Raw genomic sequence first — 26,569 nt, 5'->3', positions numbered from 1 at the left:
TGCTGAGACTGGTTTGATATAAAAACACATAATTTTTTGCTGAAGGGCAACAGATAAAGACTAAACTTAAAAGTCTTGTCCAGCAAAATTTGTAACTTTAAATGACCTAATTATGTCCAAGGTTCTTGTCTCCGATCCCATTGACCAGGCTGGTATTGACATCCTTTCCCAAGTGGCAACAGTTGATGTCAAAACAGGTCTTAAGCCAGCAGAACTAATCGAAATTATTGGTGAATATGACGCACTGATGATTCGTTCTGGAACTCGCGTCACTCAAGAAATAATAGAAGCTGGCACACAATTAAAAATTATTGGTCGTGCTGGTGTGGGAGTGGATAATGTGGATGTTCCCGCCGCTACCCGTAAAGGTATTGTAGTTGTAAATTCCCCTGAAGGCAATACCATTGCTGCTGCGGAACATGCTCTAGCAATGATGTTATCGTTATCCCGTCACATTCCAGATGCTAATGCTTCTGTGAAAAAAGGTGAATGGGATCGGAAAACTTTTGTTGGCGCAGAAGTATACAAAAAAACTCTCGGTGTGGTGGGTTTAGGGAAAATTGGCTCCCATGTAGCGAATGTTGCTAAAGCAATGGGGATGAAATTATTGGCTTATGACCCCTTTATCTCCACAGAACGGGCTGAACAGCTGGGTTGTCAATTAGTAGATTTAGATTTGCTGTTCCAGCAAGCAGACTATATCACTCTCCACATTCCCAAAACACCAGAAACAACTAATTTAATTAACGCTAAAACCTTAGGGAAGATGAAACCTACAGCCAGAATTATTAACTGTGCTAGAGGTGGAATTATTGATGAAGCAGCTTTAGCAGCAGCAATTCGTGAGGGTAAAATTGCGGGTGCAGCGTTGGATGTGTTTGATTCTGAACCATTGGGTGAGTCAGAATTGCGATCGCTTGGTAAAGATATCATCCTCACTCCCCACTTAGGTGCATCCACCACAGAAGCCCAAGTCAACGTAGCTATTGATGTAGCTGAACAAATTCGCGATGTTCTCTTAGGACTACCAGCCCGTTCCGCAGTGAATATCCCTGGACTAGGCCCCGATGTCTTAGAAGAACTCAAGCCTTATATGCAGTTGTCAGAAACCTTGGGTAACTTGGTGGGACAATTGGCCGGAGGTCGGGTAGAAACCTTAACGGTGAGACTGCAAGGGGAACTAGCAACCAATAAGAGTCAGCCTTTGGTAGTAGCAGCTTTGAAAGGATTACTTTATCAAGCTCTCCGGGAACGAGTCAATTATGTTAATGCCACTATCGAAGCCAAAGAAAGAGGCATTCGGGTAATTGAAACTAGAGATGCTTCTGCCCGCGACTATGCAGGTTCAATTCATCTGGAAGCTACAGGTAGTTTAGGAACTCACTCTGTTACAGGTGCTTTGTTAGGTGATAAGGAAATTCACCTCACAGATGTTGATGGTTTCCCCATTAACGTCCCCCCCAGCAAATATATGCTATTTACCCTCCACCGAGATATGCCAGGAATTATTGGTAAACTCGGTTCCCTACTAGGCAGTTTCAATGTGAATATTGCCAGTATGCAAGTAGGACGGAAAATTGTCCGTGGGGATGCAGTTATGGCATTGAGTATCGATGATCCATTACCCGATGGTATTTTGGATGAAATCACCAAAGTTCCTGGCATCCGTGATGCCTATACTGTCACACTGTAACTTTAGATTTTGGATTTTGGCTGGAAGATAGCTAATTGGTAAGTGGTGATTGGTAACTTAAAAGATAGTACCGATTACCATTACCAATGGGAAATCAAAAATCTAAATTTAAACTTTTATGGCAAATACCTGGTGGGAACTGAAAATTTTATGTGAACCAGACCTAGAAGATTCTATCTTTTGGCGACTGGAAACATTTGGTTGTCGTGGAACAGCTTCGGAAAGTAAAGGTAATTCTTCATTAATTAAAGGTTATTTACCCAGTTTTCAAGCCCAATTGCTAGATTTAGGGGCACTATCCTTATGGTTGCGTCAGGATGCCCTCTGTGTGGGGCTTTCTGCACCGATATTGCATTGGCAGTTAATTGATGAGGAAGACTGGGCCAGTAGCTGGAAACAATATTGGCAACCCCAAGAAATAGGCGATCGCTTTCTCATCAACCCCGCTTGGCTACCTTTTCCAGCTTCAACAGAACGCCTTGTCATTCGTCTTGACCCTGGAGTAGCTTTTGGGACAGGTAACCATGCGACAACTCAGTTGTGCTTAGAATCACTGGAAATGCGTCTGAGTGACCTGCCTAAATCTTTTATTGGGTCAGATGAACAAAACGAACCACAAATTATTGCTGATATTGGTTGTGGTTCTGGAATTCTCTCCATCGGTGCATTGCTGTTAGGTGCGAAAAAAGTTTATGCCGTTGATAACGACCCATTAGCAGTACAATCCACCATTAGCAACCGCGCCCTCAATGATATTACATCAGATAGATTGATAGCATTACAGGGTAGTGTAGAGGCTGTACAGGCGCAAATTGATGCACCAGTCAATGGTGTTGTCTGCAATATTTTGGCTGATGTAATTATCGAATTACTACCAGAAATTAGCAGCATTACGGCATCCAGTAGTTGGGGTATTTTTAGCGGTATTCTCCTTGAACAATCTAAGGCTATTGCTGATGCTTTGGAACAGAATGGTTGGATTGTAGCTACTCTTTGGAAGCGGAAAGAATGGTGCTGCTTCAATGCCCGTAGGATTTAGTTTACTCGTTAATTTTGCTTTCTCGTCATCCCCTAGATATGGGGGATGACGATAATTTAATCAAAATAACTGCCAGCTAGCAAAATTTTTTACACAACCTATCTCTGAAAATAGTTGTGACTAAAAATTGGCAAATAAGCTTGATTAAGTATGAGATGGGTTTTTGGCTTTCAATTTAATTTTCATACCCAATAGCAGTAATGTAGTCCCCATCAAGACCATACCTGCTGAAGAATCGGGTTCAGGAACAGGACAAGCCCCAGTAGCATAGGCTGGGGTAATTAATAAACCTAAAACAGAGTCTAATAACCCCCACGCAAATTTAGAACCTGATGTTTTGTTAGAGTGAAGTTCTACTTTTTTATCAGGGCTGGTTAGACAAACTTTTTTTCCGTCAATTGTCCAATAACTCTTGGCATCAACAATACTAATAGCTTGTGTTCTTTGATCTTGTGCGTTATACCCAAAACCCATCAAATCCTGAAAACTCCATATCGGTTTATATTCAGTAGGTTCAGTTCCTGCATTGAAAAAGAAATCTGTTTTCAGTTCCTCATTTTTCCCAGTGTTCTTGTTCAGAACACTAAGTGTAATATGTAAATCATTTATCTTGTTTGATATATCTAAATCCTTTATTGCCTGACTTTTAACACACCCACCAATTGTTAAGGATGTTGGTGGAATTGCTTGAGATATATCCAAACTACATGTTCCACCCAACCATGTTAGCGTAGCAGCAGAGGCAGGAATTGAAGCTAAAGAAGTGATAGGTAAAGCTAAGAGTAAAGACCAAAATGAATTTGATTTAATTTTCATACAGCACAGCAATTTTGATGTCAGTGAAATCTATAAGGGCAGGCAAAATGTCTACCCCATCATCTTGATGGCATTCAGATAGCAGTGTCCTTTATTTACATGCAACGTACTGTAAGGAGACCAATCTGAATTACTTAAAGTTGAGCACCTGATGAGACAACTAGAAAATGTACGTAATTTTTAAGTATCACGATTTATGGTCAGTAAAAATTATGAAGATATAACTTCATAAATAATTTATATTTTTCTGTAAAGTTTAGAACAAGAAATATCTATTTAATAGCTTGATAGACTGAAAAGTAAATCAGAAGTGGAAATTCTTATCCTGAAAGAATAACAACTATCAAAAACAGTTAATAACATTATGTTTAGTCATATCAAATCTTGCTATTTAAATAAAATTACGAAAATCACTTATCTTTATCTAAAATTCATAATATAAATTTTTCTTAAGTAAAAACTACATATTCCCAAACTAAAAAGCCACCTTTTGGTTTTGGCTAAATTAACCATTACCATCTAGTGGCTAATTAATGCTGAGGCTTGTCAAGCTTTATAGGTTACTATGAGCAGATAAAATAATTCTTTCTGTTTCTTCCCAACTAATACATTTGTCGGTTACAGAAACACCATATTTTAAATCTTCCCGTTTACCAGTAATTGCTTGATTGCCTTCATATAAATGGGATTCCAACATCATTCCTACAATGGAATTATTTCCATCTATAATCTGTTTAATTACTTGCTCAAATACGGCTGGTTGTAATCTGTAGTCTTTGTTCGTATTGCCATGGCTACAATCAATTACTATTCTGGGAGGTAAATTTTCAGCCTTTAATTGTTCCTCGACTATTTTCACGCTTTCTACATCGAAATTAGGTTGATTTCCACCCCGTAAAATCACATGGCCATAGTCGTTACCCCTAGTTTGAAATAAGCTTACTTGTCCTTTTTGATTAATACCTAAAAAATTGTGGGGGGTTTTTGCAGATTTCAGGGCATTTAATGCTACTTGAATATTACCATCAGTACCATTTTTAAATCCTACAGGCATGGACAAACCACTAGCCATTTCTCTGTGGGTTTGTGATTCGGTAGTACGTGCCCCAATGGCTGACCACGAGATTAATTCACTAATGTATTGAGGAATAATTGGGTCTAGGGCTTCTGTGGCTGTGGGTAATCCTAGTTCAGCGAGTTTTAATAATAAATTTCTCGCCATTAAGATACCTTTTTCAACATGGAAAGAATCATCCATATCTGGGTCATTGATTAGCCCTTTCCACCCTGTTGTTGTTCTTGGTTTTTCAAAGTAAACTCGCATAATTAATAGGAGTTTATCTTTGACTTTTTCTGCTAATACTTTTAATTTATCAGCATATTCTAGGGCTGCTTGTGGGTCGTGAATTGAGCAAGGTCCAACTACAATGAATTTTCTGCTATCTTTAAAATCTAGAATATGTTCTAATTCTTGTCGATACTTTAAAATAGTATGTTCAGCAGTCTTCGTTAAAGGTAATTTCGCCTTAACTTCATGAGGTGTTAATAAGACGTGAGAACTTTTAATGTTAGTGTTAATTAATTTGTTCATAATCCAAGCTTTTGGTTCTGTGTGTGCAGATGCAATTTAGTAGGGTAATTATTAAATATACACATTTTTAAGTAAAAATACAATATATTAGACATCTCCAGAAAAGATTATAGAGACTTTCCATGGAAAGTCTCTACAAGGTTTCTAGGAACAACACATTTAATTTTCACCAGATACCTATTATATCTAATTAGTATAAATAAGGGTGAGCAAAATACTCACCTCAAAGCTTTATAAGCAGCAATAAATTATGATTTTTCTCTGTTAATTAGACTGGGTAGCTAACAATTTCATATGGCTTAATAACCAATTTGCTGCCGTTGCTCTCCGAGTTTGTCTTGGTCCAAATTCTCCAATTTTATAACCTTTAAACCCTAGTTCTTCTTTCAAAAGTTGTTTGTTGGGTTGGGGAATAGAACGAGTTAATTTCATGGTAGCTGGACGAGATTCTAGAAAGTTTGGGGGTTCGGGGTACTCTTCTTTCCACTCTGGTGCAACTTGACTAGTGTCCCATTGATCTGTTGTTAAATTGTAGCGATAACCCAAGTAATACCAAACTAATTGATTAACTGTGTGATCATCAATTGTATCATTGATAATTGCCCAAAGTGTGTCTGTGTTGAGTGGTGGAAGGCTAGACATGATAGGTTCAAAATCTGTAATTATAGAGATGTTGTTTGTGAGTATGTATCTAAATCATACTGAATCTTGAAAAAATATCACAATTCAGTTTTAGATAGGGGATGAGGGAAGATATAAATGATATTAGTTGTTCAAAAATTAATTATTTGCTTTAGTGACTACAAGATAAATTAAAAATTAGTAAAATTACACGGTGTTGATGAGTATGTCTACAATAGGATGTTTATAATTTTAATGTATGACTTCCATTAATATCCAATATACTGGAGTATAAGTCATCAAAAATTATCATTCCCTAACTAAAATCATGACGCAGTAACTGTTGAAAATAGTGGAAAAGAATGTCAAGATTAGCTTTTTTACATTTTTAATTAAGCAGATTTGTTTATGCAAAATAGTTCACCACCAAAACAAGTACGCGCCCATGTTTTTATTGCCGGTCGAGTTCAAGGGGTAGGATATCGCTATGCCACTGTAGATACTGCCACAGAATTGGGTTTAACTGGTTGGGTGCGAAATTTGCCTGATAGCCGTGTGGAAGCAGTATTTGAGGGGGCTAGGGAAGTTGTGGAGGAAATGGTAAGGTGGTGTCATGCTGGGCCACCTGCGGCAATGGTGAAGGAAGTGGTACTGGAATATGAGTCACCAGAAGGGTTGTCGGGATTTGAGGTGAGGCGTTAGCAGTTAGTTTCAGTATATTGGTGCTAAGTTTCATCGGTCTATATTCCCAAATGTTGAAAAGTTTATGGACTCCCCTCCATGCCCAAGTACACCGCACTATCCGCAGCCGTTGTTTATTTAAACATAACCAAAGTTTATTAGTGGCTGTTTCTGGTGGTCAGGATTCTCTATGTTTAATTAAATTACTATTAGATTTACAATCAAAATGGGGATGGAATTTAGGTATTGCCCATTGTGACCATCGGTGGCGGAATGATTCCCAAGCTAATGCGATACATGTGGAAAATTTAGCGCAAGGTTGGAATCTACCATTTTATTTAGCTGTAGCTGAAGAAGATGTTTCTACGGAAGCAAAGGCGCGAAATTGGCGATATCAGGCTTTAACCAGAATTGCCCAGGTTCATAATTATCAATATATCGTCACTGGACATACGGCGAGCGATCGCTCGGAAACCCTACTTTATAATTTAGTGCGGGGTACTGGTGCCGATGGTTTACAAGCCTTAACTTGGCAACGTCCTATAACAACAGCAATTACCGTCGTCCGTCCACTTTTAGATGTTACCCGTTCCCAAACTGAGGCATTTTGCCAACAGTTCAACTTACCCATTTGGGACGATTCTACTAATCAAGACTTACAATATGCTCGTAACCGCATCCGTCTCGATTTAGTGCCGTATTTGCAACGAAATTTCAACCCCCAAGTAGAATTAGCCTTAGCACAAACGGCAGAACTCTTACAAGCAGAGGTAGAATACTTAGAAGAAATTGCTCAAAAATTACGAGAAGATGCAGAGGAATTACTGGAGGAAAATGACCAGGAAATCTGGCGTTTAAACCGCAAAAAATTAAAAAGCGCACCCTTAGCCTTACAACGGCGAGTGATGCGTCAAACCTTACAAGCTATATTGCCACAGGCACCAGGGTTTGAACATATTGAAAAATTAACAGCTTTAATTACTGCCCCTAACCGTTCTCAAACAGATCCTTTTCCTGGTGGTGCGATCGCCAAAGTAGAAGGAGATTGGATATATTTTATACTAAATTAAACTAGTTCTTGTTTTAATTTAGTGGGTATAGGTCTTAAAGGTTGCAAAGGTGTGGATGATAATATCTCTGTATCCGTTAAAATTTGCAAACTATTCAAAGCTGCTTGACGAATCACTTCTTCTTCTTCTTGAGTCAGTAATAGCTGCAAACATTCAATTACATCTTGCTGTATAGCTGTATCAACCTGGGGACGGCTAAGATATTTGGTCAACTGACGAACTGCAACCAAACGTTTTAAAGGGTCTGGTGCAGTTAAATTATGTAATAGCTGTTCTAAATAATCTTCTTCTCGCTTACCATTGAGACTGAAGATTTGCCACACCAACAGCACTAAAGTTAAGATTGTCCCTATTCCTTGGACAATGGCACCAGCAGCAATCCAATGACTTTGAGCATCAACCCAGATGGATGCAGCCATATATGTCACAACTGTAGCTATACCACCACTGGTAACAGCTAAAGCTAACCGATGGTTAGCACTATCTAAAAACTTACGGATTTCTAACCAACTGAGTTGCCAATTCCATTTTTGCAGGGAATAAGCACAAGTCATGACACTAATACCCACTACTAGTGCTAATAACAGCTTCCAGTTCCAGAACAGCATAGCGACAATAACTGTTAGCAACCCAAGCAGCAATCCTGGTTCTGAAAAACGCTGGAGATGACGCTGCTTTGCGCTTCCTGTTTTCATTCCTGGAACTTGATTGATTAATTGCCACCAAGAAGAAGCCTGTGTCACCGTGTGTACCTACGCGAATACAAGATCAATAACTTTACAATCTTTACCTAATATCAGGCTAAGGAGGAAAAACAAAAGCGAAATTCATCAATTGTAAATTGCCCATCAAAGGCACAGAAAGTCACGCTTTTGATATCCTTTGCCTCTAATGATAATAATGTATTCGGTGACATTGCGGAGTCGGAATTTGCCAGATTAGCGGTCGGTAAAGTTGATTGAGTCAGTAGCTGGCCAGTTTTGTTGTAAGCAGAAAATATCAATGGTTGTGAACTGGTCACTAAGGCACTCACCCAAGCTACAGGTTCGAGAAATATGACTTCTAATACTCCATTTTTAGGAGAAGCCATTAATACTGTTGCCCCTGAATTGGTTGGAAATGCGGGATTAGAAGGCTGTATAGCTAGAGAATTATTAAAGATTACACCCCAGGACTCATATTGACGTTCAACAACTTCAAAGGATTTAAGATTATCAAAATTAATGCGAATACATTTAGAAGTATCACTATGAGAAGGGTCTATGTATTCTTCAACGTTATTTTGACAAATGGGGGTGACAATTGGGCTTGGCAAATCAAAGTTGTCAAACTCTTGATTTAGTTCTTCAAAACTGAGCATTTTTTCCGCTTGCAGAGTACCCAGATTGCCCATGACAAAGTGCTTTTCCCTACTTTAAGTTTTTATCTTTATCAACCGATTGTTTTGTGGGATATACGATCGCCTACGCGGTTCAACACAACAAATTTATTTTCGTAAACCGAATTAATACTGGTTTTTTAATCAAAATAGCATAAAACCCCATGCCCCTGTTCCTCCCTTAGTGACAGTTTATATACTTGTACATGGTTAATACATGGGAACCGGAAAAATTTGGTGAATAAATCCCTTGTCACCTCTGATTTACCTTCAATTTAGCGATCGCTATCCTCAGTCAACCGATGTAATATCAGACAACTATGGTCTCTGTAGGCAAAGAACAACCAATGAAAAAATACGGCCACAGCATCCAACGCTAGTGAGAAGCAGGGAAGGGATTGGTTAGTTGATAATAAACAAGAGAGATTAATTAATCATTCAAGTTGACACTTGATAATTTCGACATAACAAAAAATACTTATGTTGCAACCACTGGGATTTGAGCAACGCTCCATCAAAACTTCTCTAGGCAGGATGGTATACTATACTGCCGTAGGCGCACCTTGGCAGGATGAAAAATTAACATCTGACCGAGAAACTTTAGTATTTTTACATGGGTTTGGTGGTGGGTCTTCTGCCTATGAGTGGTCTAAGGTATATCCAGCTTTTGCCTCAGAATACCGAGTCGTCGCACCAGATTTAATCGGTTGGGGTCGTTCCGAACATCCCCAGAGAAACTATAAACTTGATGATTATTTGACCACGATTCAAGAATTTATTAGCCAAATTAGCAACGGGCCAGTAGTAGCGATCGCCTCTTCTCTCACCGCAGCCTTTACTATTAGAGTAGCGATCGCTTATCCTCAGTTATTTAAATCTCTCATTCTTGTCAGTCCTGCTGGACTCTCAGACTTTGGTGAAGACTACACCCGCAGCATTTTTGCCCAAATAGTCAGTGTTCCCATTGTTGACCGTCTATTATATAACACTGGCATTGCCACAGAAGGAGGAATTCGGAGCTTTTTAGACCAAAGACAATTTGCTCAATCTAATCGAGTCTATCAAGAAATTGTCGATGCCTATCTCCAATCTGCCCAGCAACCAAACGCTGAATATGCAGCACTATCCTTCGTGCGTGGTGACCTATGCTTTGACTTGTCCCTCTACATTCAACAGTTGACCACTCCCACAGCGATTATTTGGGGTCAAAAATCCCAATTTACTGGGCCAGATATTGGTCGTCGTTTAGCACAAATTAATCCTCAAAGTATCAAGTTTTTCCAACAATTAGACAATGTTGGTTTAACACCACAATTAGAATTACCAGCAGTAACAATTGGCTTAATTCGCAAGTTTATCAAGTTGTTAGCTGAGTAAGTAAATAAGTAGTTATGCAAAATAGGGAATAGGTGATATTGTTTCACTTTGATAATTGTCATTTTGCATAAATATTTTTTGTTTTACGTAGTCTTCGCTGGCCACTCCAAGCGATCGCTCGTCCTGGTGAAATCAGGTTTACTGATGCTTTGCCGAAAACGCGATCGGGTATTATGCGTCGGTTGTTGCGGAATTTGACTGCTGGTCAGGGGGTGTCGGGGTATACTTCGACTTTGGAAGACAGCAGTGTTTTAGATAAATTACGGGAAGGTGCATAGTTTAGGTTAGTTTCGCGCAAAGACGCAAAGGCGCAAAGTGTTTTTTGTGTCTTTGCGTTTTTTAATCATATTTCAAGTCAAGTTCACCTTCGGGGTAAATTAAGTTATGCAGAATTAATGATGAAAAGTGGACGCGCAACCGAGAGATATTCAAAACTACATCACACTAGAAGGAAAAATTCCTTTTGAAGAATGGCTTGATTCACTGCGAGATAGAACGGCAAGAGCTAAAATAAGAAATAGGCTCAAGCGAGTAGAATTAGGTAATTTAGGAAACTATCGTGCAGTTGGGGAAGGAGTATGTGAACTCAAAATTGATTACGGGCCAGGTTATCGTGTCTATTTTGGTCAGATAGGAACTACAATCGTACTCCTGCTTTGCGGTGGCGATAAAAGTACACAAGAAAAAGATATTTTGATAGCTAAGGAATATTGGAGAGATTATGAAAGAAGTAATAACCCCAACAAGTAAAAGTTATAAAGAATATTTAATTTCATCTCTCCAAGATGTTGAAGAAGCAGCTGCATATTTAGAAACTTTTTTAGAATCGAATGAAGAAGGACGTGAACCTGAAGTCTTACGTTCTGCATTAAAAGATATTATTGACTCCCGATTGGCAGCAAATAATCTTTCGGAAACAGCTAAACAGAAATATCAACAACTTGAGCAGATGCTGTCTGAAAATTCTGGAAATCATCTTTATACTTTGATTGAATTTTTAGACGCTTTAGGATATCGAATTAAGTTAGAAGTTAAAGATAGTTAGTTTTAGGGTGATATTAGGGTAGGGGTTTGGATAGATTGTTTGTGAGGATGTTGGGTATTTTATTTGTCTGAATCAAGATGTCCAGGATTTTAGGATTTACAGGATGTTTTTTGATGATTGTCTTTAAATGATTATAAACAATCTAAAAATTACGGCTCTTTCGGATATTTTATGGTAGTTGAGAATTGATTATCATAAAACCCTTACGGGGCAAGGGTTATAAACAATTATGCCCATATTTTCAATGAAATGCCGACACAATAAGACTTTCAATGATTTTGAACTGGGTTCTCCATAAAAAGTACCGAAGAACCAAAATTACCATCCTGTTCATCCTTTAATCCTGGTTATCCTGATTCAGACAAATATCATTATGGTGAGAAAACTTGAGTATGAATGAGCGCACAGAGTTCTATAACAAGAATCAGGAAGTTAGATTTTTGTCAAGGGGTGGAGAAATATTTTTTTAGAGAATAACTCATTGGGAAAATACAAAATCTCCAAATGTTTGTATTTATTTAGAAAACCGTTTAAAAAGCTCTGCGTATTCGTCAACTTTAATTTCTTCAATATTTGCACCAATACGTTGATAAAATTTTCCATCGTATGATATTGGGTTTTCTCCAGCTTTTAAACAAAATATCAGTACACTTTTATCGTAATAATCAATTATTTTAATCTCTCTACCTATAGTGTCTTTAACTGTTTGATGAATAGGTTCTGATTTAATTTGTTGAGTAATCCAGCGATAAAAATTATCAATATTCCCCTGTAATTTCTTGGCTTCGTGTTCTATTCCGGTTATCTTAAAATTTTTATATTCTATTGGTTCAATATTGTATAAATTTTTTATCCTTTCTGCTGTCTGATCATTATCTGCTACTCCAACACAAACATAACCAGTTGCACCAGGCGAATGATTTGCCATTGCAGTTAAAGTTAGAATTATTTTACTAAAACTGTCTTGATCAAATTGTCCTCGTTCATTTAGTTGTGTAAAACCTTGTTTAAAATCATATAAAGTTTGTTCTGTTTTTGATTGAGTTAGTAGAGTTTCAAACTCTGTTAACCATGAATCTTTAGCAGGATCGTTATTATCTCTTACTTTAAAAAATTCTCTAATAATACCTTTAACCTTGTTAATGTTACGTCTTTTATTTTGATAGCTCCATGTTTGTCCACTAGTGATATCTATATCTTGATTAATATTTCTTAAGGATTTTATTAATCCATCATAATTAGCTATTTCCATTTTCTCACGAAAAACCAAATCGTAAAAACTGAAAAATATTACTTGAAAAGGACGAGGCATATATTTCAAATTGTTTAAAGTAATTAATTCACTAAAATTTCTTTTTGATTCTTGTAATATCTCACGAATATGATTATATATAATCATAAATTCTTTTCTAATAGATTCAGGTTGCTTCAACACTAATGAAGTTTCTATTTTTTCCTGATGTTGACCATTTTTAAAGCCATAATATTCATCCGAGATAGATGCACTACTTCCAGGTGTCTCAGGTAACAGCATATATGCAATAATATCAGCAACAATTTGTTCATCTCTTGACTCTCTCAGCATTTCTTTTGTTAAAATTTTGTTTTTCACCCAAAAAATATCATCAACTTTAATACCATATTCCAGTTCTTTATTAGTAATACTAATTTTTTTCATCTCATTAAGAAGAACAATATCTGAAGCTGATGCATCTGATCTTATTTCGCTTGAGATTATTCTTACTAAATTAGCAAATTTAGAAGTTGCACCTGCTGAACGTAATTCCTGTTTTGATAAATGTTTACCATTAGAGTTAATCCTTCTAAAAACTTCATCCACTTTATCATTATCATCAAAGGAATAAACAGAAAGTGGAAGAATATAACTGCCTATAGTTTCACAGTATTTCCTTTCGAGAACAGGAGTTTTTTGTACTAACTGTTGTTGATCTAATCTAGATTTTGATTCTATCATTGTCTGCAAATCAAAATATTTACCTTGAATATCAAATTCTCCTTCAATAAAGGCCGTAATAGCATTTAATCTTTGCATTCCATCTATAATTTCAAATACAGATTTCTTATCTTTTTCTGTTTCTGCTAATAAAATTATAGGCACGGGAAAACCTTGTAAAATTGAATCTATAAATGCCCTTTTTTCTTCTATAGTCCAAACTAACTTTCTTTGATATCTCCTATTAGCATAAAATAGATTATTTACATAAAAATTATAAATTCGTTGTACACTTTCACTTCTAATTGAAAGTTCTCTTTGAACAGGAGATGATTGAATGTTGCTTGTACTCATAATGATTACCCTTCCTAAAAACTACTATTTCTACTATTTTTTGTCAAAATTTAAGATCATTACTTGTAAAATAAATATAATACCAGACAATCAGTCAAGTGATCACTCTTAATATTAAATTATTAAATCAAATCAACATCCTGTAAATCCTTTAATCTTGGTTATACTTATGACTTCCTTTTACGAAGTAGCAAAAGCACAAGTCGAAGTTTATCATTTGGTGGATAACAATTATCAATTAATGACACCCAATGAACGGGGACATTACTCCATTGCACCTTTAGGAGTAGAGTTAGGAATTTGGCAAGGTTTATATCAAAATGCTGATTTACCTTGGTTGCGTTGGTGGGATGAAAAAGGGAATTTATTGTTAACAGGTGAGGAACGTGCAGAAGTTGAAAAGCAAAAAGCAGAAGTTGAAAAACAAAAACGATAACAACTTGTAGAAAAATTACGCGCCCTTTCTCTTGAACAACTTAATGCTTTAGGAATTGATCTAGAAATGTTAAAATAAATAAAGCAAATTTCAGATCCCCGACTTCTTTTATTAATCTTTCTATTTTACATATTAATTATCTTAGAAATCAGGGATATTTGATTACAAAAATCCTGTAATTTCTTTAATCCTGGATATCCTGATTCTGACAGTTAAACCTAAAAACATACCTCAGACAGATGAACAGCTATAAACTCAGCGTCTAAAATCTGAATGCCGGATTGATACCAAGGGTATGAATTCAAACTTTCATATTTGGACGCTGACACCTCCAGATGTCTACAAGACTCTAGCAACTACTCCTCAAGGTATCAGTGAAACAGAAGCAAGTTTAAGATTAAAACAATTCGGTTATAACGAACTTCCCGAACCACAAACACGCCCTTTAATTCTGCGTTTTATTGACCAGTTAACCCATTTTATGGCCTTGCTATTGTGGGTAGCGGGAATATTAGCTTTTATTTCCCAAACACCGGAATTAGGTTGGGCAATTTGGGCAGTAATTTGGATTAATGCTATTTTTAGTTTTTGGCAGGAATATCAAGCGGAAAAAGCTTTATCAGCTTTAAAAAAAATCTTACCTTCCCAAGCTAAAGTTTATCGAGATGGGAAATTATCGGTAATTGCTGCCCGTGAATTAGTTAGCGGCGATGTGATGCAGTTGGAAGAAGGTGATAAAATCTCCGCTGATGCCAGACTGATTGAAAGTCAATCTTTATATGTAGATGTCTCCGTACTCACAGGGGAATCTTTGCCAGTTCCCCGCATTAGCCAACCTGTCACCGCCGCAAATATCCACGCTTCAGACGCTAGTAATTTGGTATTTGCAGGTTCTACCGTGGCAGCTGGTCGGGGACTGGCAGTAGTTTATGCCACAGGTACTCATACAGAATTTGGTCAAGTAGCCCATCTCACAGCCCATGTGCAGCGGGAAGCCAGCACTTTAGAAGTGCAGATTTCTAGAGTAGTTCACATCATTACCATCATTGCTTTGAGTATGGGGGTAGTGATATTTTTACTGACTAAGTTGTTGGTGGGAATGCAACTACGAGAAAGTTTCATTTTTGCGATTGGGATTATTGTGGCATTTGTCCCGGAAGGTTTACTACCTACTGTGAGTTTAGCTTTAGCCATTGGTGTTAGACGCATGGCTACTAAGAATGCTTTGGTGCGGCGCTTGTCTGCGGTGGAAACTCTGAGTGCAACCACTGTTATTTGCACTGATAAAACTGGGACTTTGACTAAAAATGAAATGACTGTCCGCCAATTGTGGATTCCTAATACTCAGATTAATGTGACTGGGGTGGGTTATGAACCCAAGGGAGAAGTAGAAATTACCTCTAGTGAATATCAGTCTCAGGTGCGGTTAATGTTGGCTGGTGCTGCACTTTGTTCCAATGCGCGGTTAAATCATCCCCCTAATTCCAATCAATGGCAAGCAGTAGGTGACCCTACGGAAGCGGCGTTATTAGTGGCAGCAATTAAGGCTGGGTTGAAGTTGGAGGAGTTGCAACACCAAGCGCCCAGAGTTCGGGAAATTCCTTTTGATTCTCACCGTCGGATGATGACGGTTTTGTTATCAGGTAATTTGCAGTTAGATAATGTTGAAAATTGCGAGTATTTGATTTTTACCAAGGGTGCGCCTTTGGATGTGTTGCAACATTCCCGGTATTTATGGCATTCAGGGGAAAACCTGGAATTGACGGAAACCCAGCGCGAGGAAATTGTCGCGGCTAATGATCAATTAGCAAGTCAAGGTTATCGTGTATTGGGGGTGGCGATAAGGCAAGGTAGAACGGAATTAAACCAGGCAGATAATAATTTATTGGAACAGGATTTGACTTTTTTGGGATTGGTGGCGATGATTGACCCACCACGGCCAGAAGTTGCCGATGCGATCGCTCTTTGTCATCGTGCCGACATTCAAGTTACGATGATTACAGGTGATTATGGTTTAACAGCAGCTGCGATCGCTCAAAGAATTGGTTTAGGTAACGGTAAACCGAGAATCATCACCGGTGAACAATTAGGACATCTTTCTGATACTCAATTGCGGCAAATACTCCACAAGCACAAAACTGGATTAGTATTTGCCAGAGTCATACCAGAACAAAAACTCAGGTTAGTTGAAGCATACAAAACTCTTGGTAATATCGTCGCTGTTACAGGTGATGGTGTTAACGATGCCCCCGCTTTACGCGCTGCTAATATCGGTATTGCAATGGGAATTAGCGGTACAGATGTTGCCCGTGAAGCTGCTGATATTGTGCTGATAGATGATAACTTTGCAACTATCGTTGCCGCAATTGAACAGGGTAGGGCAGTGTATCAAAACATCCGCAAGTTCATGACTTATATTCTCGCTTCCAATATGGCGGAGTTTCTACCCTTCCTCGCAATGGTGTTTCTGAAAATACCCCCAGCCTTAGTAATTTTGCAAATCTTAGCCATTGATTTAGGTACAGATATGTTGCCCGCGCTGGCATTAGGGGCAGAAAAACCAGAAGCTGGTGCAATGGAGTTACCACCACGAAAAAAATCTCAACCACTGTTAGATTTACCTTTATTGCTGCGTGCGTACTGCTTTTTAGGACTGTTGGAAGGTTTGGCAGGGATGGCAGGATTTTTCTTAGTTTGGTGGACAAATGGCTATAACCTTTCCCAATTGCAGGCATTCAGCCCCAGTATTTTATCTCACTCAGCTAATGCCACCACAATGGCTATATATCATCAAGCCACGACAATGACTTTAGCGGTAATTGTTGCTTGTCAAGATGGTAACGTTTTTGCCTGTCGTTCCGAACGGTTTTCGATTTTGCGTTTGGGCTTTTTTACCAACCGTTTGATTTGGATAGGAATTGCTGTGGAATGGTTTCTGATTCTCTCAATTATTTACTCTCCTACCCTCCAAAAAATCTTCTCAACAGCACCTTTAAAACCATCATATTGGCTGATATTATTGCTTTGTCCACCGTTGATATTGATAGCTGACGAACTACGAAAACGAATTATTGTCCAAATCAACCGTGACAAAGTTCAGAATAGTAACGGCTGATATAGCAGGTGACCGGTAACAGGCTTCGCCGTGAGTTTCGACAACGCTCAACTACCGCGTCAACCGAAGGGTAACAGTGCTAAAAGCCTTTGGTTATCTCAGTTTTAGCTGTAATTAATGTCTTAACTGCCTTGTCTACGGCTATAAAATTAACATCCAAATAGCCTACTGAACTTTATCTAAAAAAGTTGTTTACGGCTAAAAAAGTATCTATTAATTAGCCGTAACGGAAGATAATTGATTGGTGTATGAAACGCCAGAAATTATTTATCTTTGAGGCGAATATCAATCACAGAAGCATTGAAATTATAGTTAAAACCTTCTAATTCAAAAGGCATCCCAATTTTGACTTTACTGTTACCTAAAACAGGCCCGCTATCTGTAACTTGGGCTTTACCTTCTAAAGTTAATAGAAAATCTGTACTGAAATTATTACTCTTGGGATCTGGTAACTCTTTCACCGTGCCGTCGGGTTGGAAGACATTTACAGTTCTGGGTAGCATTTGAATGGATTTAATCGCAATCTGACCATAGGGTTGATTGCGGATAATGACGTTAGTTTTTCCATCTTTCTTCAAGCCGTTGTTAAATAACTGTTCAGGGTCGCGCACATTCAACCCACGCACGACTAAATCAACCTCCATAGGTACTGTTTTTGAGCCAACTTGAGCAACAGAACCGGAAGTACCAGGAAAAACAAAGATGCCGAATATCACCAGTAAAATTACTAATGTAGCACCTAAATCAAGGATGTTAATTTTCCCAAACAAGCGACCTTTAGAATCTAAAATAGCCATAACAATTTTCCTGAGATGACGGCGAAGTTATTGTAGCAGTAGGTTTTTCCAAGAGAGTGGCAATCTTGTGATTTTTTACCTAGCACTTCACACCGATTTAAGGCAATCCTACACCATCACTTTACAGGGTGGTAGTTAAATATTCTCGACTGTCTACACCCCCCATTGTCAGGGTAAATTGTATATGTAGTGCTATATTTATATGCAAATAAGCGTGACAGGGGGAGATTGGGGAGGTATTGGAAGTTCAGTTAGTTTATGAGAATTGACGTTTTTTACGCAATGATTCAAGATTATTACGATAAAGTATTGTTCTGGGATGATTGGCACCTAACTTTAGTTCAGCAATGGCTAACGCTTGTATATACAACGGCTCGGCTTGTTCATACCGCCTTTGGTAGTCGTAGAATGCAGCCAAATTATTCAGGCTATTGGCGACATCAGGATGTTCTGCTCCCAACAGGCGTTGTCTCATCTCCAATGCTTGCAGATACAAAGGTTCAGCTTCCTTATACTGCCCTTGATAGTCGTAGAGTAGTGCTAAATTATTCAGGCTATTGGCGACATCAGGGTGTTCTACTCCCAACAGGCGTTGTCTCATCTCCAATGCTTGCAGATACAAAGGTTCAGCTTCCTTGTACCGCCCTTGGTAGTTGTAGAGTGTAGCCAAATTATTCAGGCTAGTGGCGACATCGGGGTGTTCTACTCCCAATAGGCGTTTATATATCTTCAAAGCTTGCAGATACGACGGTTCGGCTTGTTCATACTGCCCTTGGTTATGGTAGAGTCCAGCTAAATCATTCAGGCTAGTGGCGACATCAGGATGTTCTGCTCCTAATAGGCGTTGTCTCATCTCCAATGCTTGCAGATACAAGGGTTCGGCTTGTTCATATCGCCCCTGGTCTTCGTATAGTCCAGCTAAATTATTCAGGCTTTGGGCCACATCTGGGTGTTCTGCTCCCAATAGGCGTTTATATATCTTCAAAGCTTGCAGATACAAAGATTCAGCTTCCTTATACCGCCCTTGGTGATGATAGAGTATTGCCAAATTATTCAGGCTAGTGGCGACATAAGGATGTTCTGCTCCCAACAGGCGTTTATACATCTTCAAAGCTTGCAGATCCAAGGGTTCGGCTTGTTCATACCGCCCTTGGTGATGATAGAGTGTTGCCAAATTACTCAGGCTAGTGGCGACATCAGGATGTTCTGCTCCCAACAGGCGTTGTCTCATCTCCAATGCTTGCAGGTACAAAGATTCAGCTTCCTTATACCGCCCTTGATAGTCGTAGAGTCGTGCCAAATTATTCAGGCTAGTGGCGACATCAGGATGTTCTGCTCCCAAGCGGGATTTTAATTCTGATACGCATTGCTCCAGCCAAGGTGCAGCTAAGTTATACAAACCCTGTTCCTTATAAAATAGACCCAACCCAACAACAAAAACCAACATTAAATTGTCATCACTGACCACATGAAGTAAATTTTCTGCTACTTCTACTAACTGGGGGATGGCATCTTTAACAGAATTAATTTTTTCTAAAGTGAGAGTGCCAGGTATTGTTTGAGCAATAGCGACGAAAATATCAGCGAATGCTGTTTGTAATTTCTCAGCTTGTCCTGAAACTGCTAGTTTGGTTTGGAGAAACTGTCTAATTAAGGGATGAATGTTGTAGCCTTGCTCCCCATCTTCCACCAAGTTGATTAAATGGCGCTCATAAAGTTGCCAGTTGGCCGTTTCCACATCTTCAGTATGCCAACTTAACTGACTAGCCGCAGCTTCTACCCACTCCCAAGCAATTACGGAAGGGGCAAATAAGCTTAAAAATTGCGCTATTTCTTGGGTATGGGGTTCAAGTTCTTGCCAACTTAACTCAAAAGCTGCTTTTACTCCGCGTTGGGCTGTACTCAGGGTTTTGTAAAGTTCCTGGTTGAGTGCTTCATCTTCAATACTCTGGGTTTTTAGCCGTTCTAATATCTTGGCTAAAGTCCATTGTGGGGGTTTTTTCGCTAAATACCGCCCCACTAACTCTATCCCCAATGGTAAATATCCCAACCATTTACATAATTCTTGGGCTGTTTCTGGTTCCCGTTGTACCCGCTTGACATCTAAAGCTGTCAGCAGTTGCAATGCTTCCTCCTCTGACAGCACATCTAAAGGTATTTCCCGAATATTGGGGTCGAGGTGGCGTAATCTGGTGGTGATGAGAATACGAAAGCGGTTAGATGTGGGGAAAAAGTCTCGACAGTGAGCTAAATCTGTTACATCGTCTAAAATTACCAGCACTAACCCCTCTGGTGGTTGCCAATGTTGCCAGCACCAAGCCACCTGTTGAGTCAGATTTAATGGGTTTCCCAATACGTCCTTTTGGGGGACTTCCAATTTCAGATCATTTTGGGCAAACTGCACAATAGCCCCAGCCAGATTTTCCCCTCTCGCATCTAACCAACAAATGCCACCAGGGTATTCTCCTTGATGTTTGTGGCTGTAGCGACTAGCTAACTCGGTTTTTCCCACGCCACCCATCCCCGCAACCGCGGAAATAGCGACGATTTCCGGCTGCTGTAATTGTTGTTGTAGTGCTGTTAGCTGTGCTTCCCGTCCGACAAAGTTGGGGTTATCTCGATAGGGGAATTGTTTGACTGGTTGAATGGGCGAATGTGGGGAAAAGTTTAATGTTGGGTTGTGAATATCGACTTTTCCGCCTGTAGTGATTATTCCTTGGGAGTTTTCTATATTCATTACAATTGGTATTACTCAATTGATCTCTGCCTGAGAATGAATTCTCAGTCTAATAGCAGAAGTCGGCTTAAGCCGACTAAACAAAACTCTCTGAAATGACAATTTATCAAATCAGTCAGCTTTAGCTGACTTGAACTATAAGACTCAGAATTCATTCTGAGGCGGACAGTTTTGTGTCCAGATTATTTTTGACCAAAATATAAATTAGGTTGATTAATAGTCACAGTTCCACCTGTGGTAATTATGCCTTGACTGTCAGTAATAGTAGTTGTTTGGCGTTGAGCTTTCACAACTTCTATCAAATCTTGAATTGCTTTCTCTAAATCTGGGTTGGTTTTCTGTGCAGTCTCAGCCTTAGTATTTAATTCCTCAAAGGCGGTTTTAATTTCTGTGTCTTCTTGTGCTGCGGCTTCTAGTTTTTCTACTAATACTGCTTCCCCGACATCTTCCCGTTCTCCTGGGGGTAAAGCACGACTTTCTAAGGCTGCTTCTATTTCTGCTACCGTTGCCGATGATTTGTGTTTAAGTAATTTCAAAATATGGTCAAATGCTTTCCCAAGGGAGATTTCGACGGTTTTTTCGAGGGTTTTTTCTCCCAAGAGAGTTAAAAAAGCGAGTATACCAACAGTTACAGGTTCCATTGACTACTTACGCGCAAATGTAGTCTATTAATATTACATACCTACTATTACATATTTGAAAATTTAAACTTTTTTCCATATCTTAATTCCTGCGTTAGGGAAGGCAAGCTACAGGTAGGATGCGTCCCCTCACGCGAAAAACTACCTTTTCACCACTTGTAAACGCTGGGTAATCATGGTGACACCACCACCTCTGACGATAACCGCAGAAATCCATTGATTTCCAGGGGTGGATGGTGCGCGTCCAACTTTAAAGAGTCCTCCAGAACTAAGTAATTCTAAGTTGACGGTGGTGGGGTTGAGAAATTTGTTTGGTTGTACAGATTCTTGTATGGCTGAACCTAAAAGGAAATCTTCGCCCAAGGGTTCCTGAACAATAGCATCAAAACTATATTGCTGTCCGACTCTGACCTGTTGTGGCAATTTAATTTCTACTTGAGGGGGTTTGCTACCAGAAGTTAATTGAGTGCGTTCTGACAAAATATCTTGCTGGACAATTTTGGCATCGGTGAAACGCTGACGAGATTTAATGGTGGAGTTGAGGGCGATGTTATTACTGTTAGCTGTGGGTACACCTGTGATGGTGGTGACGGTTTCTGCCACAATGCTTTTCCCTTCCGACTTCCAAGATTGGATGCGGGTGTTGTAACGTAGTTGGGGATATCTTTTCCACAGTGCTGTCAAGGACTGTTCTAGACTCTGACGGTTTAACCCATCACCATGAGTGAAATTAGGGCTGTAAAATTGCATTACTCGTTGTACATCCCCTTGACTTGCGGCTGTGTCAATCTGAGATAACAGTGTGGTCAATTCGGGGGGTGCTTTGTCTGGTGTATTGGCTTGAACAACTTGACCAACACTGGTAAAACCAAGTGTCAGTAGAAAAGTTAGCAGAGAAATGGAGGGAGAAAATTTTCTGTTGCGTTTTATTAAAAAAGCAATAATGTTACTCATCGTCAAATTTTACTGATGTAATCAGAGAAGATAGGAATTTGTTTTATCTTAGTTAAGCTAAACGGTAAATGGTATAGCTTTGATGGCAAACGCACAAATAAAATTACTTATAGCCGCGAGTGGTACAGGTGGACATTTGTTTCCAGCGATCGCCCTGGCAGAAAAATTACCTGATTATCAAATACAATGGTTGGGTGTGCCTAACCGCTTAGAAACTCAACTTGTCCCTCAGCAATATTCTTTGACTACTATTGCTGTAGAGGGTTTTCAGCAAGGTTTAAGTTTTTCTTCCTTACGAATTTTCCTGAAACTAGCTGGTTCTATTCTCACCGTCCGACGCATTCTCAAACAGGGAAAATTTCAAGGTGTGTTTACAACCGGTGGTTATATTGCTGGCCCCACAGTCATTGCTGCCCGTTCCTTGGGTTTACCGGTGATTTTCCATGAATCTAACGCTTTACCTGGAAAAGTCACCTGCTTTTTTGGCCCTTGGTGTACGGCTGTAGCTTTAGGTTTTGATGTAGCAGCCAAATATTTACCCCGTGCCAAAAATGTCTGTGTGGGTACTCCCGTGCGATCGCAATTTCTCGAAATAGAAGCCCCTAACACCCTAGACTTACCAATTCCCGATGGTGTTCCCTTAATTGTTGTATTTGGCGGTAGTCAGGGGGCTGTAGCGGTGAATAAATTAGTGCGTCAAGCTGCACCTGCTTGGTTTGCGGCTGGTGCTTATATCGTCCATTTAACAGGGGATAAAGACCCAGATTTTGCCAGTCTGGAACACCCCCAATACATCAAATTACCTTTTTATGACAACATGGCGGCATTATTACGCCGTGCGAATTTAGCTATCAGTCGTTCTGGTGCCGGCAGTTTAACAGAATTGGCAGTGTGTGGTACACCAGCAATTTTAATTCCCTATCCCTTTGCCGCAGAAGACCATCAAACCTATAATGCCCAAGTGTTTACCAAAGCTGGTGCAGCTATAGCTTTTAAACAATCAGCATTAACATCGGAGATATTACAAAATCAAGTGTTGCAGTTGTTGCAGTCTCCCACAGAGTTAGCGAAAATGGGAGAAAGAGCAAAAGCGATCGCAGTTCCTGATAGTGCTGATAAGTTAGCTTCTCTTGTGCGGGAAGTGTTGGAAACTTAGAGTTATGGGTAAGGGCAGGGGAAACAGGAGATAAACAAAAACTACCTATTCCCCAAAAGTCACGCAAGGACTATCAACTTCCACCAATGGTTGAAAGGAACTACAAAAAGTCACTGTAGAACAATTCACCCCAGCTTCGTCAGGATGAACACATTCGACCATGTTGTTTACCAATACTTGAAAAGCACAATCTTCACAGATAGTTTTCTGTGTTAATTTTGTTGATTTGCATGTCGAATTATCCCCAAAGTCTGCGCCCGGCATTGCCTTGTAATCTTTCATGGGTGTCTTTTAATAAATCGGGAATCGCTAAATTTTCAGGACATCTTGGTAAACAATCACCACATTCTGTACACCGATTAGCTTTCATCCCTGGAAACCAATGTCCTGCATTTTCAAACATACCATAACGGTATTTACTAAAGTCTTCCATGTCATAGGCTACGGCTAAATTACGTAACCTTAAAGCTTCAGGAATATTGATATTTTCAGGACAAGGTAAACAAGCAAAACATTGACTACATTTATCTGTGCCTAATACAGTGTTTTGTTCCTGTTCTAATCTGTGAAAAACATTAATTTCTGCTGGTGTTAGTTCACCCACACTATCAGCTACTTTCAAAGGTTCTATTAATTCTGCCGGGTTAGCTGGCCCCACACTCAAGGTGGTAATGCGACTGTCACTCAGCAGAAAGCGATAGTTCATTTCTAACGGTGTTAAAGGTTGACAAAGTTCTCTTAATTTATCTGGGGGTGTATATAGTCTTCCTCCCTTATCCGCAGGAGAAATAATAAAAATACCCATATCTTTTTGGGCAGCTAGTTCAATGGCAGGTAAATTTCTTTGGAAAAAATAATAATAATGCAAATTGACGAATGTAAATAAATCAGTATTGATAGCTGCCAGCAAAACATCTAAGGGTGCATGGGTAGAGAAACCAACATGTCTGACTTTGCCATCCTTAACTGCTTCCTGCACGGCTTGCATACAACCGTTTTTATTTTTGACCCATTCTAAATGCTCAGCTGTGTTGATGCCATGAATACCTAAGCAATCAACATAATCTGTATTTAAGCGTTGTAAAGATTCATTGATCTGCTGACCCATGGTTTCTGCGTCGGGTGTGGGAGAAATTTTGGTCATCAGATAGAACTGACTGCGAGGGACTGATAACCCTGTTTTAATCGCTTCACCAATATATTCTTCACTTTTACCGTAGCCCCTAGCGGTTTCAATATGATTAATGCCTAAAGAAAAGGCTTTTTCGATAGTTTGGTAAGCATTTTTGCTATCAGCTAAATAGCGCATTGCCCCCAAGGAAAAAACCGATAAATGTAAATTAGTTTGACCAAAGCGTCGATATTGCATAATTTAAGTTCTGAGTGGTGAATAAAGAAAGAAAAATGAGGAATTAAAGACAGGAGAATCAAGAAATGAATTCCTTTATCTCTGCTTGATAATTCCTTCTTTTATTCTTCATCATTTCTGCTTTTTCAGCACTCAGTACAGACCATAGTTTACTCAACTGTCACCATTACCAAATCGCTTAATCAAATCCTCTGGACGAAGATTAGAAACAAACTCCCGGAAGGCTTGTTGTTCTGCTTCGTCAGCGTCGCGGTCAACGGGAATGGAAGCATCAGCGATTACTTCTTCCATCACCCAAATGGGGGTATTTGTACGGAGAGCAATAGCGATCGCATCACTAGGACGGGCATCGATTTCTTTTTTCGTCTCTCCTTGCTGAAGAATCAATACTGCATAAAAAGTATCCTTTTGTAGGGAATGGATGATGACCTTATCTAAGGTCATATTCCATGCCCCCATAATATTGACTATCAGGTCATGGGTTAAGGGTCTAGGAGGCTTCTGATTTTCCAAAGCACCCATAATTGCCCTAGCCTGTTCCTGACCGATATAAATGGGCAAAGCGCGACGATCTGACCCATCTTTAAGAAGCACGATGGGGCTGCGGGTGATGGCATCTAATGCTATGCCAGCGACTTTCATCTCAATCATTGGCGAAGCCTCTACAATTTTGGGAGAGCTTGGGTGCTAAGTAACAAATATTACTCATTTTTGGCGTAAATTGAACGGAAATAAACATAGGGCTTTTATTCTCTATAATTGCTTCTATTAAACTGCGAACTTGTAGTGAACACTAGAGTAAGTCAAATTGCTCTTGTCAGACAAGAACCTTCTTACCCAAGTATGCCTTGAGATTGATGATCATGTGTTAGCATTCATCTATCAAAAAAGAGCCAGAAATTATACTCACAAGTTTTACATTTTTTGTCAGAATTACGAGTTAATTTCCCCCAAAATTAAGCAATAAATAGAGTTAGTTTGGCAAAAAGCTGTGTTTACAGGATTAATTCAAGCGTTAGGAACCATAAAACCTTTAAGTGAAGATAGTTGGCAGATTACTTGTGTCAGCCATGGGGATGCGATTATGCAAGATATCGCCGATGGCGACAGTGTAGCGGTAGATGGCGTATGTTTAACTGTTGAAGAAATATTAAAAAATGGATTTATCGCCACTGCTTCACCAGAAACCTTACGCCGCACTGTCCTGGGCCAAGAAGAAACCCAACACAGGTATGTGAACCTAGAAACTTCGCTGCGGGTAGGTGGCAAAGTTGGCGGTCATTTTGTCATGGGCCATGTAGACGGAGTGGGTCAATTAGTTTCCGCCCTCCAAACAGCAACTTCTTGGGAAATGACTTTTACCGCACCCGATGCGATCGCTCGCTATATTGTTCCCAAAGGAAGTATTACTGTCAATGGTATTAGTCTGACTGTAGCTACCTACGCACCAGAAATTTCCCAGTTTACAGTCGCAGTCATTCCCCTCACCTATGCAGAAACCAACCTCCGTCAGTTATCACCTGGCAGTTGGGTGAATTTAGAAGGGGATATTCTCGGTAAATACGTGGAAAAATTCCTCTCTTCAGGAAAAAGTAGCAAACACGGCAAAACTGATCAGGATGAAAACGAAATTACACCCGCATTCTTGATAGAACACGGGTATTTGTAAAAGATATAGCAGGTGACAGGTGACAGGTGACAGGTGACAGAAAGAGAGGGGGAGGAAAAAGAAGATATTCTTCTTT

The 26,569-nt window shown here is 39.4% G+C and carries 23 protein-coding genes and 1 pseudogene; 12 read left to right on the top strand and 12 right to left on the bottom strand.

What is annotated here, in order from left to right; all coding sequences use genetic code 11:
• Window positions 1-112: 112 nt before the first annotated feature.
• Both serA and prmA read left to right on the top strand, forming a co-directional pair.
• The gene (gene serA, locus H6G73_RS07505; RefSeq protein ID WP_190602828.1) at window positions 113-1,693 is read left to right on the top strand and encodes a phosphoglycerate dehydrogenase; all 1,581 of its coding nucleotides are present in this window, start codon (window positions 113-115) and stop codon (window positions 1,691-1,693) included.
• A gap of 118 nt (window positions 1,694-1,811) precedes the next feature.
• A complete protein-coding gene (prmA, locus tag H6G73_RS07500) occupies window positions 1,812-2,732 on the top strand; it encodes a 50S ribosomal protein L11 methyltransferase (RefSeq protein ID WP_190602826.1) in 921 nt (306 codons plus the stop codon).
• Window positions 2,733-2,876: 144 nt separating this feature from the next.
• Here the strand turns inward: prmA and H6G73_RS07495 are convergent, their stop codons facing one another.
• The 3 genes from H6G73_RS07495 to H6G73_RS07485 all read right to left on the bottom strand — a co-directional run bounded on the left by H6G73_RS07495 (window position 2,877) and on the right by H6G73_RS07485 (window position 5,781).
• The gene (locus H6G73_RS07495; RefSeq protein ID WP_190602824.1) at window positions 2,877-3,548 is read right to left on the bottom strand and encodes a hypothetical protein; all 672 of its coding nucleotides are present in this window, start codon (window positions 3,546-3,548) and stop codon (window positions 2,877-2,879) included.
• A 553-nt stretch (window positions 3,549-4,101) separates the two neighbouring features.
• Window positions 4,102-5,142, bottom strand: coding sequence for a 3-deoxy-7-phosphoheptulonate synthase (locus H6G73_RS07490; RefSeq protein ID WP_269468937.1), 1,041 nt, complete (start codon window positions 5,140-5,142; stop codon window positions 4,102-4,104).
• Between the two features lie 261 nt (window positions 5,143-5,403).
• Window positions 5,404-5,781 carry a DUF1823 family protein gene (locus tag H6G73_RS07485; RefSeq protein WP_190602820.1) on the bottom strand — a complete coding sequence of 126 codons (378 nt, stop codon included), beginning with the start codon at window positions 5,779-5,781 and terminating at the stop codon, window positions 5,404-5,406.
• Window positions 5,782-6,168: 387 nt separating this feature from the next.
• Here H6G73_RS07485 and H6G73_RS07480 point away from each other — a divergent pair, with 387 nt between their 5' ends.
• The gene (locus H6G73_RS07480; protein WP_190602818.1) at window positions 6,169-6,462 is read left to right on the top strand and encodes an acylphosphatase; all 294 of its coding nucleotides are present in this window, start codon (window positions 6,169-6,171) and stop codon (window positions 6,460-6,462) included.
• Window positions 6,463-6,512: 50 nt separating this feature from the next.
• A complete protein-coding gene (tilS, locus tag H6G73_RS07475) occupies window positions 6,513-7,511 on the top strand; it encodes a tRNA lysidine(34) synthetase TilS (protein ID WP_190602816.1) in 999 nt (332 codons plus the stop codon).
• Here the strand turns inward: tilS and H6G73_RS07470 are convergent.
• Window positions 7,508-8,254 (bottom strand): armadillo-type fold-containing protein, encoded by a 747-nt coding sequence (locus H6G73_RS07470; protein WP_190602814.1) that lies wholly within the window; start codon window positions 8,252-8,254, stop codon window positions 7,508-7,510. The two genes, tilS and H6G73_RS07470, sit on opposite strands and share 4 nt — an antisense overlap.
• Before the next feature lie 53 nt (window positions 8,255-8,307).
• Window positions 8,308-8,904, bottom strand: coding sequence for a hypothetical protein (locus tag H6G73_RS07465; RefSeq protein ID WP_190602812.1), 597 nt, complete (start codon window positions 8,902-8,904; stop codon window positions 8,308-8,310).
• 465 nt (window positions 8,905-9,369) lie between these two features.
• Between H6G73_RS07465 and H6G73_RS07460 the strand changes: the two genes are divergently transcribed.
• From H6G73_RS07460 to H6G73_RS07450, 4 genes are all read left to right on the top strand, one after another.
• Window positions 9,370-10,266: an alpha/beta fold hydrolase gene (locus tag H6G73_RS07460; protein WP_190602810.1), complete on the top strand. Its 897-nt coding sequence runs from the start codon at window positions 9,370-9,372 to the stop codon at window positions 10,264-10,266.
• A gap of 149 nt (window positions 10,267-10,415) precedes the next feature.
• Window positions 10,416-10,544: a hypothetical protein gene (locus tag H6G73_RS24750; protein WP_256443807.1), complete on the top strand. Its 129-nt coding sequence runs from the start codon at window positions 10,416-10,418 to the stop codon at window positions 10,542-10,544.
• A gap of 127 nt (window positions 10,545-10,671) precedes the next feature.
• Window positions 10,672-11,016, top strand: a complete 345-nt coding sequence (locus tag H6G73_RS07455) for a type II toxin-antitoxin system RelE/ParE family toxin (RefSeq protein WP_190602808.1) — start codon at window positions 10,672-10,674, stop codon at window positions 11,014-11,016.
• Window positions 10,988-11,311: a helix-turn-helix domain-containing transcriptional regulator gene (locus H6G73_RS07450; protein WP_190602806.1), complete on the top strand. Its 324-nt coding sequence runs from the start codon at window positions 10,988-10,990 to the stop codon at window positions 11,309-11,311. The genes H6G73_RS07455 and H6G73_RS07450 overlap by 29 nt, the downstream gene beginning before the upstream one ends.
• 514 nt (window positions 11,312-11,825) lie before the next feature.
• Here H6G73_RS07450 and H6G73_RS07445 read toward each other — a convergent pair.
• Window positions 11,826-13,619, bottom strand: a complete 1,794-nt coding sequence (locus tag H6G73_RS07445) for a GmrSD restriction endonuclease domain-containing protein (RefSeq protein WP_190602803.1) — start codon at window positions 13,617-13,619, stop codon at window positions 11,826-11,828.
• 181 nt (window positions 13,620-13,800) lie between these two features.
• On the opposite strand from H6G73_RS07445, the pseudogene H6G73_RS07440 reads away from it, so the two are divergent.
• Together H6G73_RS07440 and H6G73_RS07435 are read left to right on the top strand one after the other, a co-directional pair.
• Window positions 13,801-14,133, top strand: a pseudogene (locus H6G73_RS07440) (Uma2 family endonuclease); the annotation flags it as partial.
• Window positions 14,134-14,350: 217 nt separating this feature from the next.
• Window positions 14,351-17,170: a cation-translocating P-type ATPase gene (locus H6G73_RS07435; protein ID WP_190602801.1), complete on the top strand. Its 2,820-nt coding sequence runs from the start codon at window positions 14,351-14,353 to the stop codon at window positions 17,168-17,170.
• A gap of 263 nt (window positions 17,171-17,433) precedes the next feature.
• Here H6G73_RS07435 and H6G73_RS07430 read toward each other — a convergent pair whose 3' ends face one another.
• The 4 genes from H6G73_RS07430 to H6G73_RS07415 all read right to left on the bottom strand — a co-directional run bounded on the left by H6G73_RS07430 (window position 17,434) and on the right by H6G73_RS07415 (window position 22,299).
• Complete coding sequence (locus H6G73_RS07430; protein WP_190602799.1) at window positions 17,434-17,967, bottom strand: DUF4330 domain-containing protein; 534 nt, start codon at window positions 17,965-17,967, stop codon at window positions 17,434-17,436.
• Between the two features lie 256 nt (window positions 17,968-18,223).
• Window positions 18,224-20,704, bottom strand: a complete 2,481-nt coding sequence (locus tag H6G73_RS07425) for a tetratricopeptide repeat protein (RefSeq protein ID WP_190602797.1) — start codon at window positions 20,702-20,704, stop codon at window positions 18,224-18,226.
• A 182-nt stretch (window positions 20,705-20,886) separates the two neighbouring features.
• Window positions 20,887-21,345, bottom strand: a complete 459-nt coding sequence (locus tag H6G73_RS07420; RefSeq protein ID WP_190602796.1) for a hypothetical protein — start codon at window positions 21,343-21,345, stop codon at window positions 20,887-20,889.
• A gap of 141 nt (window positions 21,346-21,486) precedes the next feature.
• Window positions 21,487-22,299: a nuclear transport factor 2 family protein gene (locus tag H6G73_RS07415; RefSeq protein ID WP_190602794.1), complete on the bottom strand. Its 813-nt coding sequence runs from the start codon at window positions 22,297-22,299 to the stop codon at window positions 21,487-21,489.
• 82 nt (window positions 22,300-22,381) lie between these two features.
• Here H6G73_RS07415 and murG point away from each other — a divergent pair, with 82 nt between their 5' ends.
• Window positions 22,382-23,455 (top strand): undecaprenyldiphospho-muramoylpentapeptide beta-N-acetylglucosaminyltransferase, encoded by a 1,074-nt coding sequence (gene murG, locus H6G73_RS07410; protein WP_190602792.1) that lies wholly within the window; start codon window positions 22,382-22,384, stop codon window positions 23,453-23,455.
• Window positions 23,456-23,693: 238 nt separating this feature from the next.
• Here the strand turns inward: murG and H6G73_RS07400 are convergent, their stop codons facing one another.
• Both H6G73_RS07400 and H6G73_RS07395 read right to left on the bottom strand, forming a co-directional pair.
• Window positions 23,694-24,824 carry an aldo/keto reductase gene (locus H6G73_RS07400; RefSeq protein WP_190602790.1) on the bottom strand — a complete coding sequence of 377 codons (1,131 nt, stop codon included), beginning with the start codon at window positions 24,822-24,824 and terminating at the stop codon, window positions 23,694-23,696.
• 153 nt (window positions 24,825-24,977) lie between these two features.
• The gene (locus H6G73_RS07395) at window positions 24,978-25,475 is read right to left on the bottom strand and encodes a bifunctional nuclease family protein (protein WP_190602788.1); all 498 of its coding nucleotides are present in this window, start codon (window positions 25,473-25,475) and stop codon (window positions 24,978-24,980) included.
• A gap of 340 nt (window positions 25,476-25,815) precedes the next feature.
• Between H6G73_RS07395 and H6G73_RS07390 the strand changes: the two genes are divergently transcribed.
• Complete coding sequence (locus tag H6G73_RS07390; RefSeq protein ID WP_190602786.1) at window positions 25,816-26,493, top strand: riboflavin synthase; 678 nt, start codon at window positions 25,816-25,818, stop codon at window positions 26,491-26,493.
• Window positions 26,494-26,569 lie beyond the last annotated feature (76 nt).

The organism is Richelia sinica FACHB-800, from assembly GCF_014698825.1.
Classification (GTDB): Bacteria; Cyanobacteriota; Cyanobacteriia; order Cyanobacteriales; family Nostocaceae; genus FACHB-800.
Note: the sequence above shows the minus strand (reverse complement) of the source record. Positions and strands in the feature narration are given on the sequence as shown.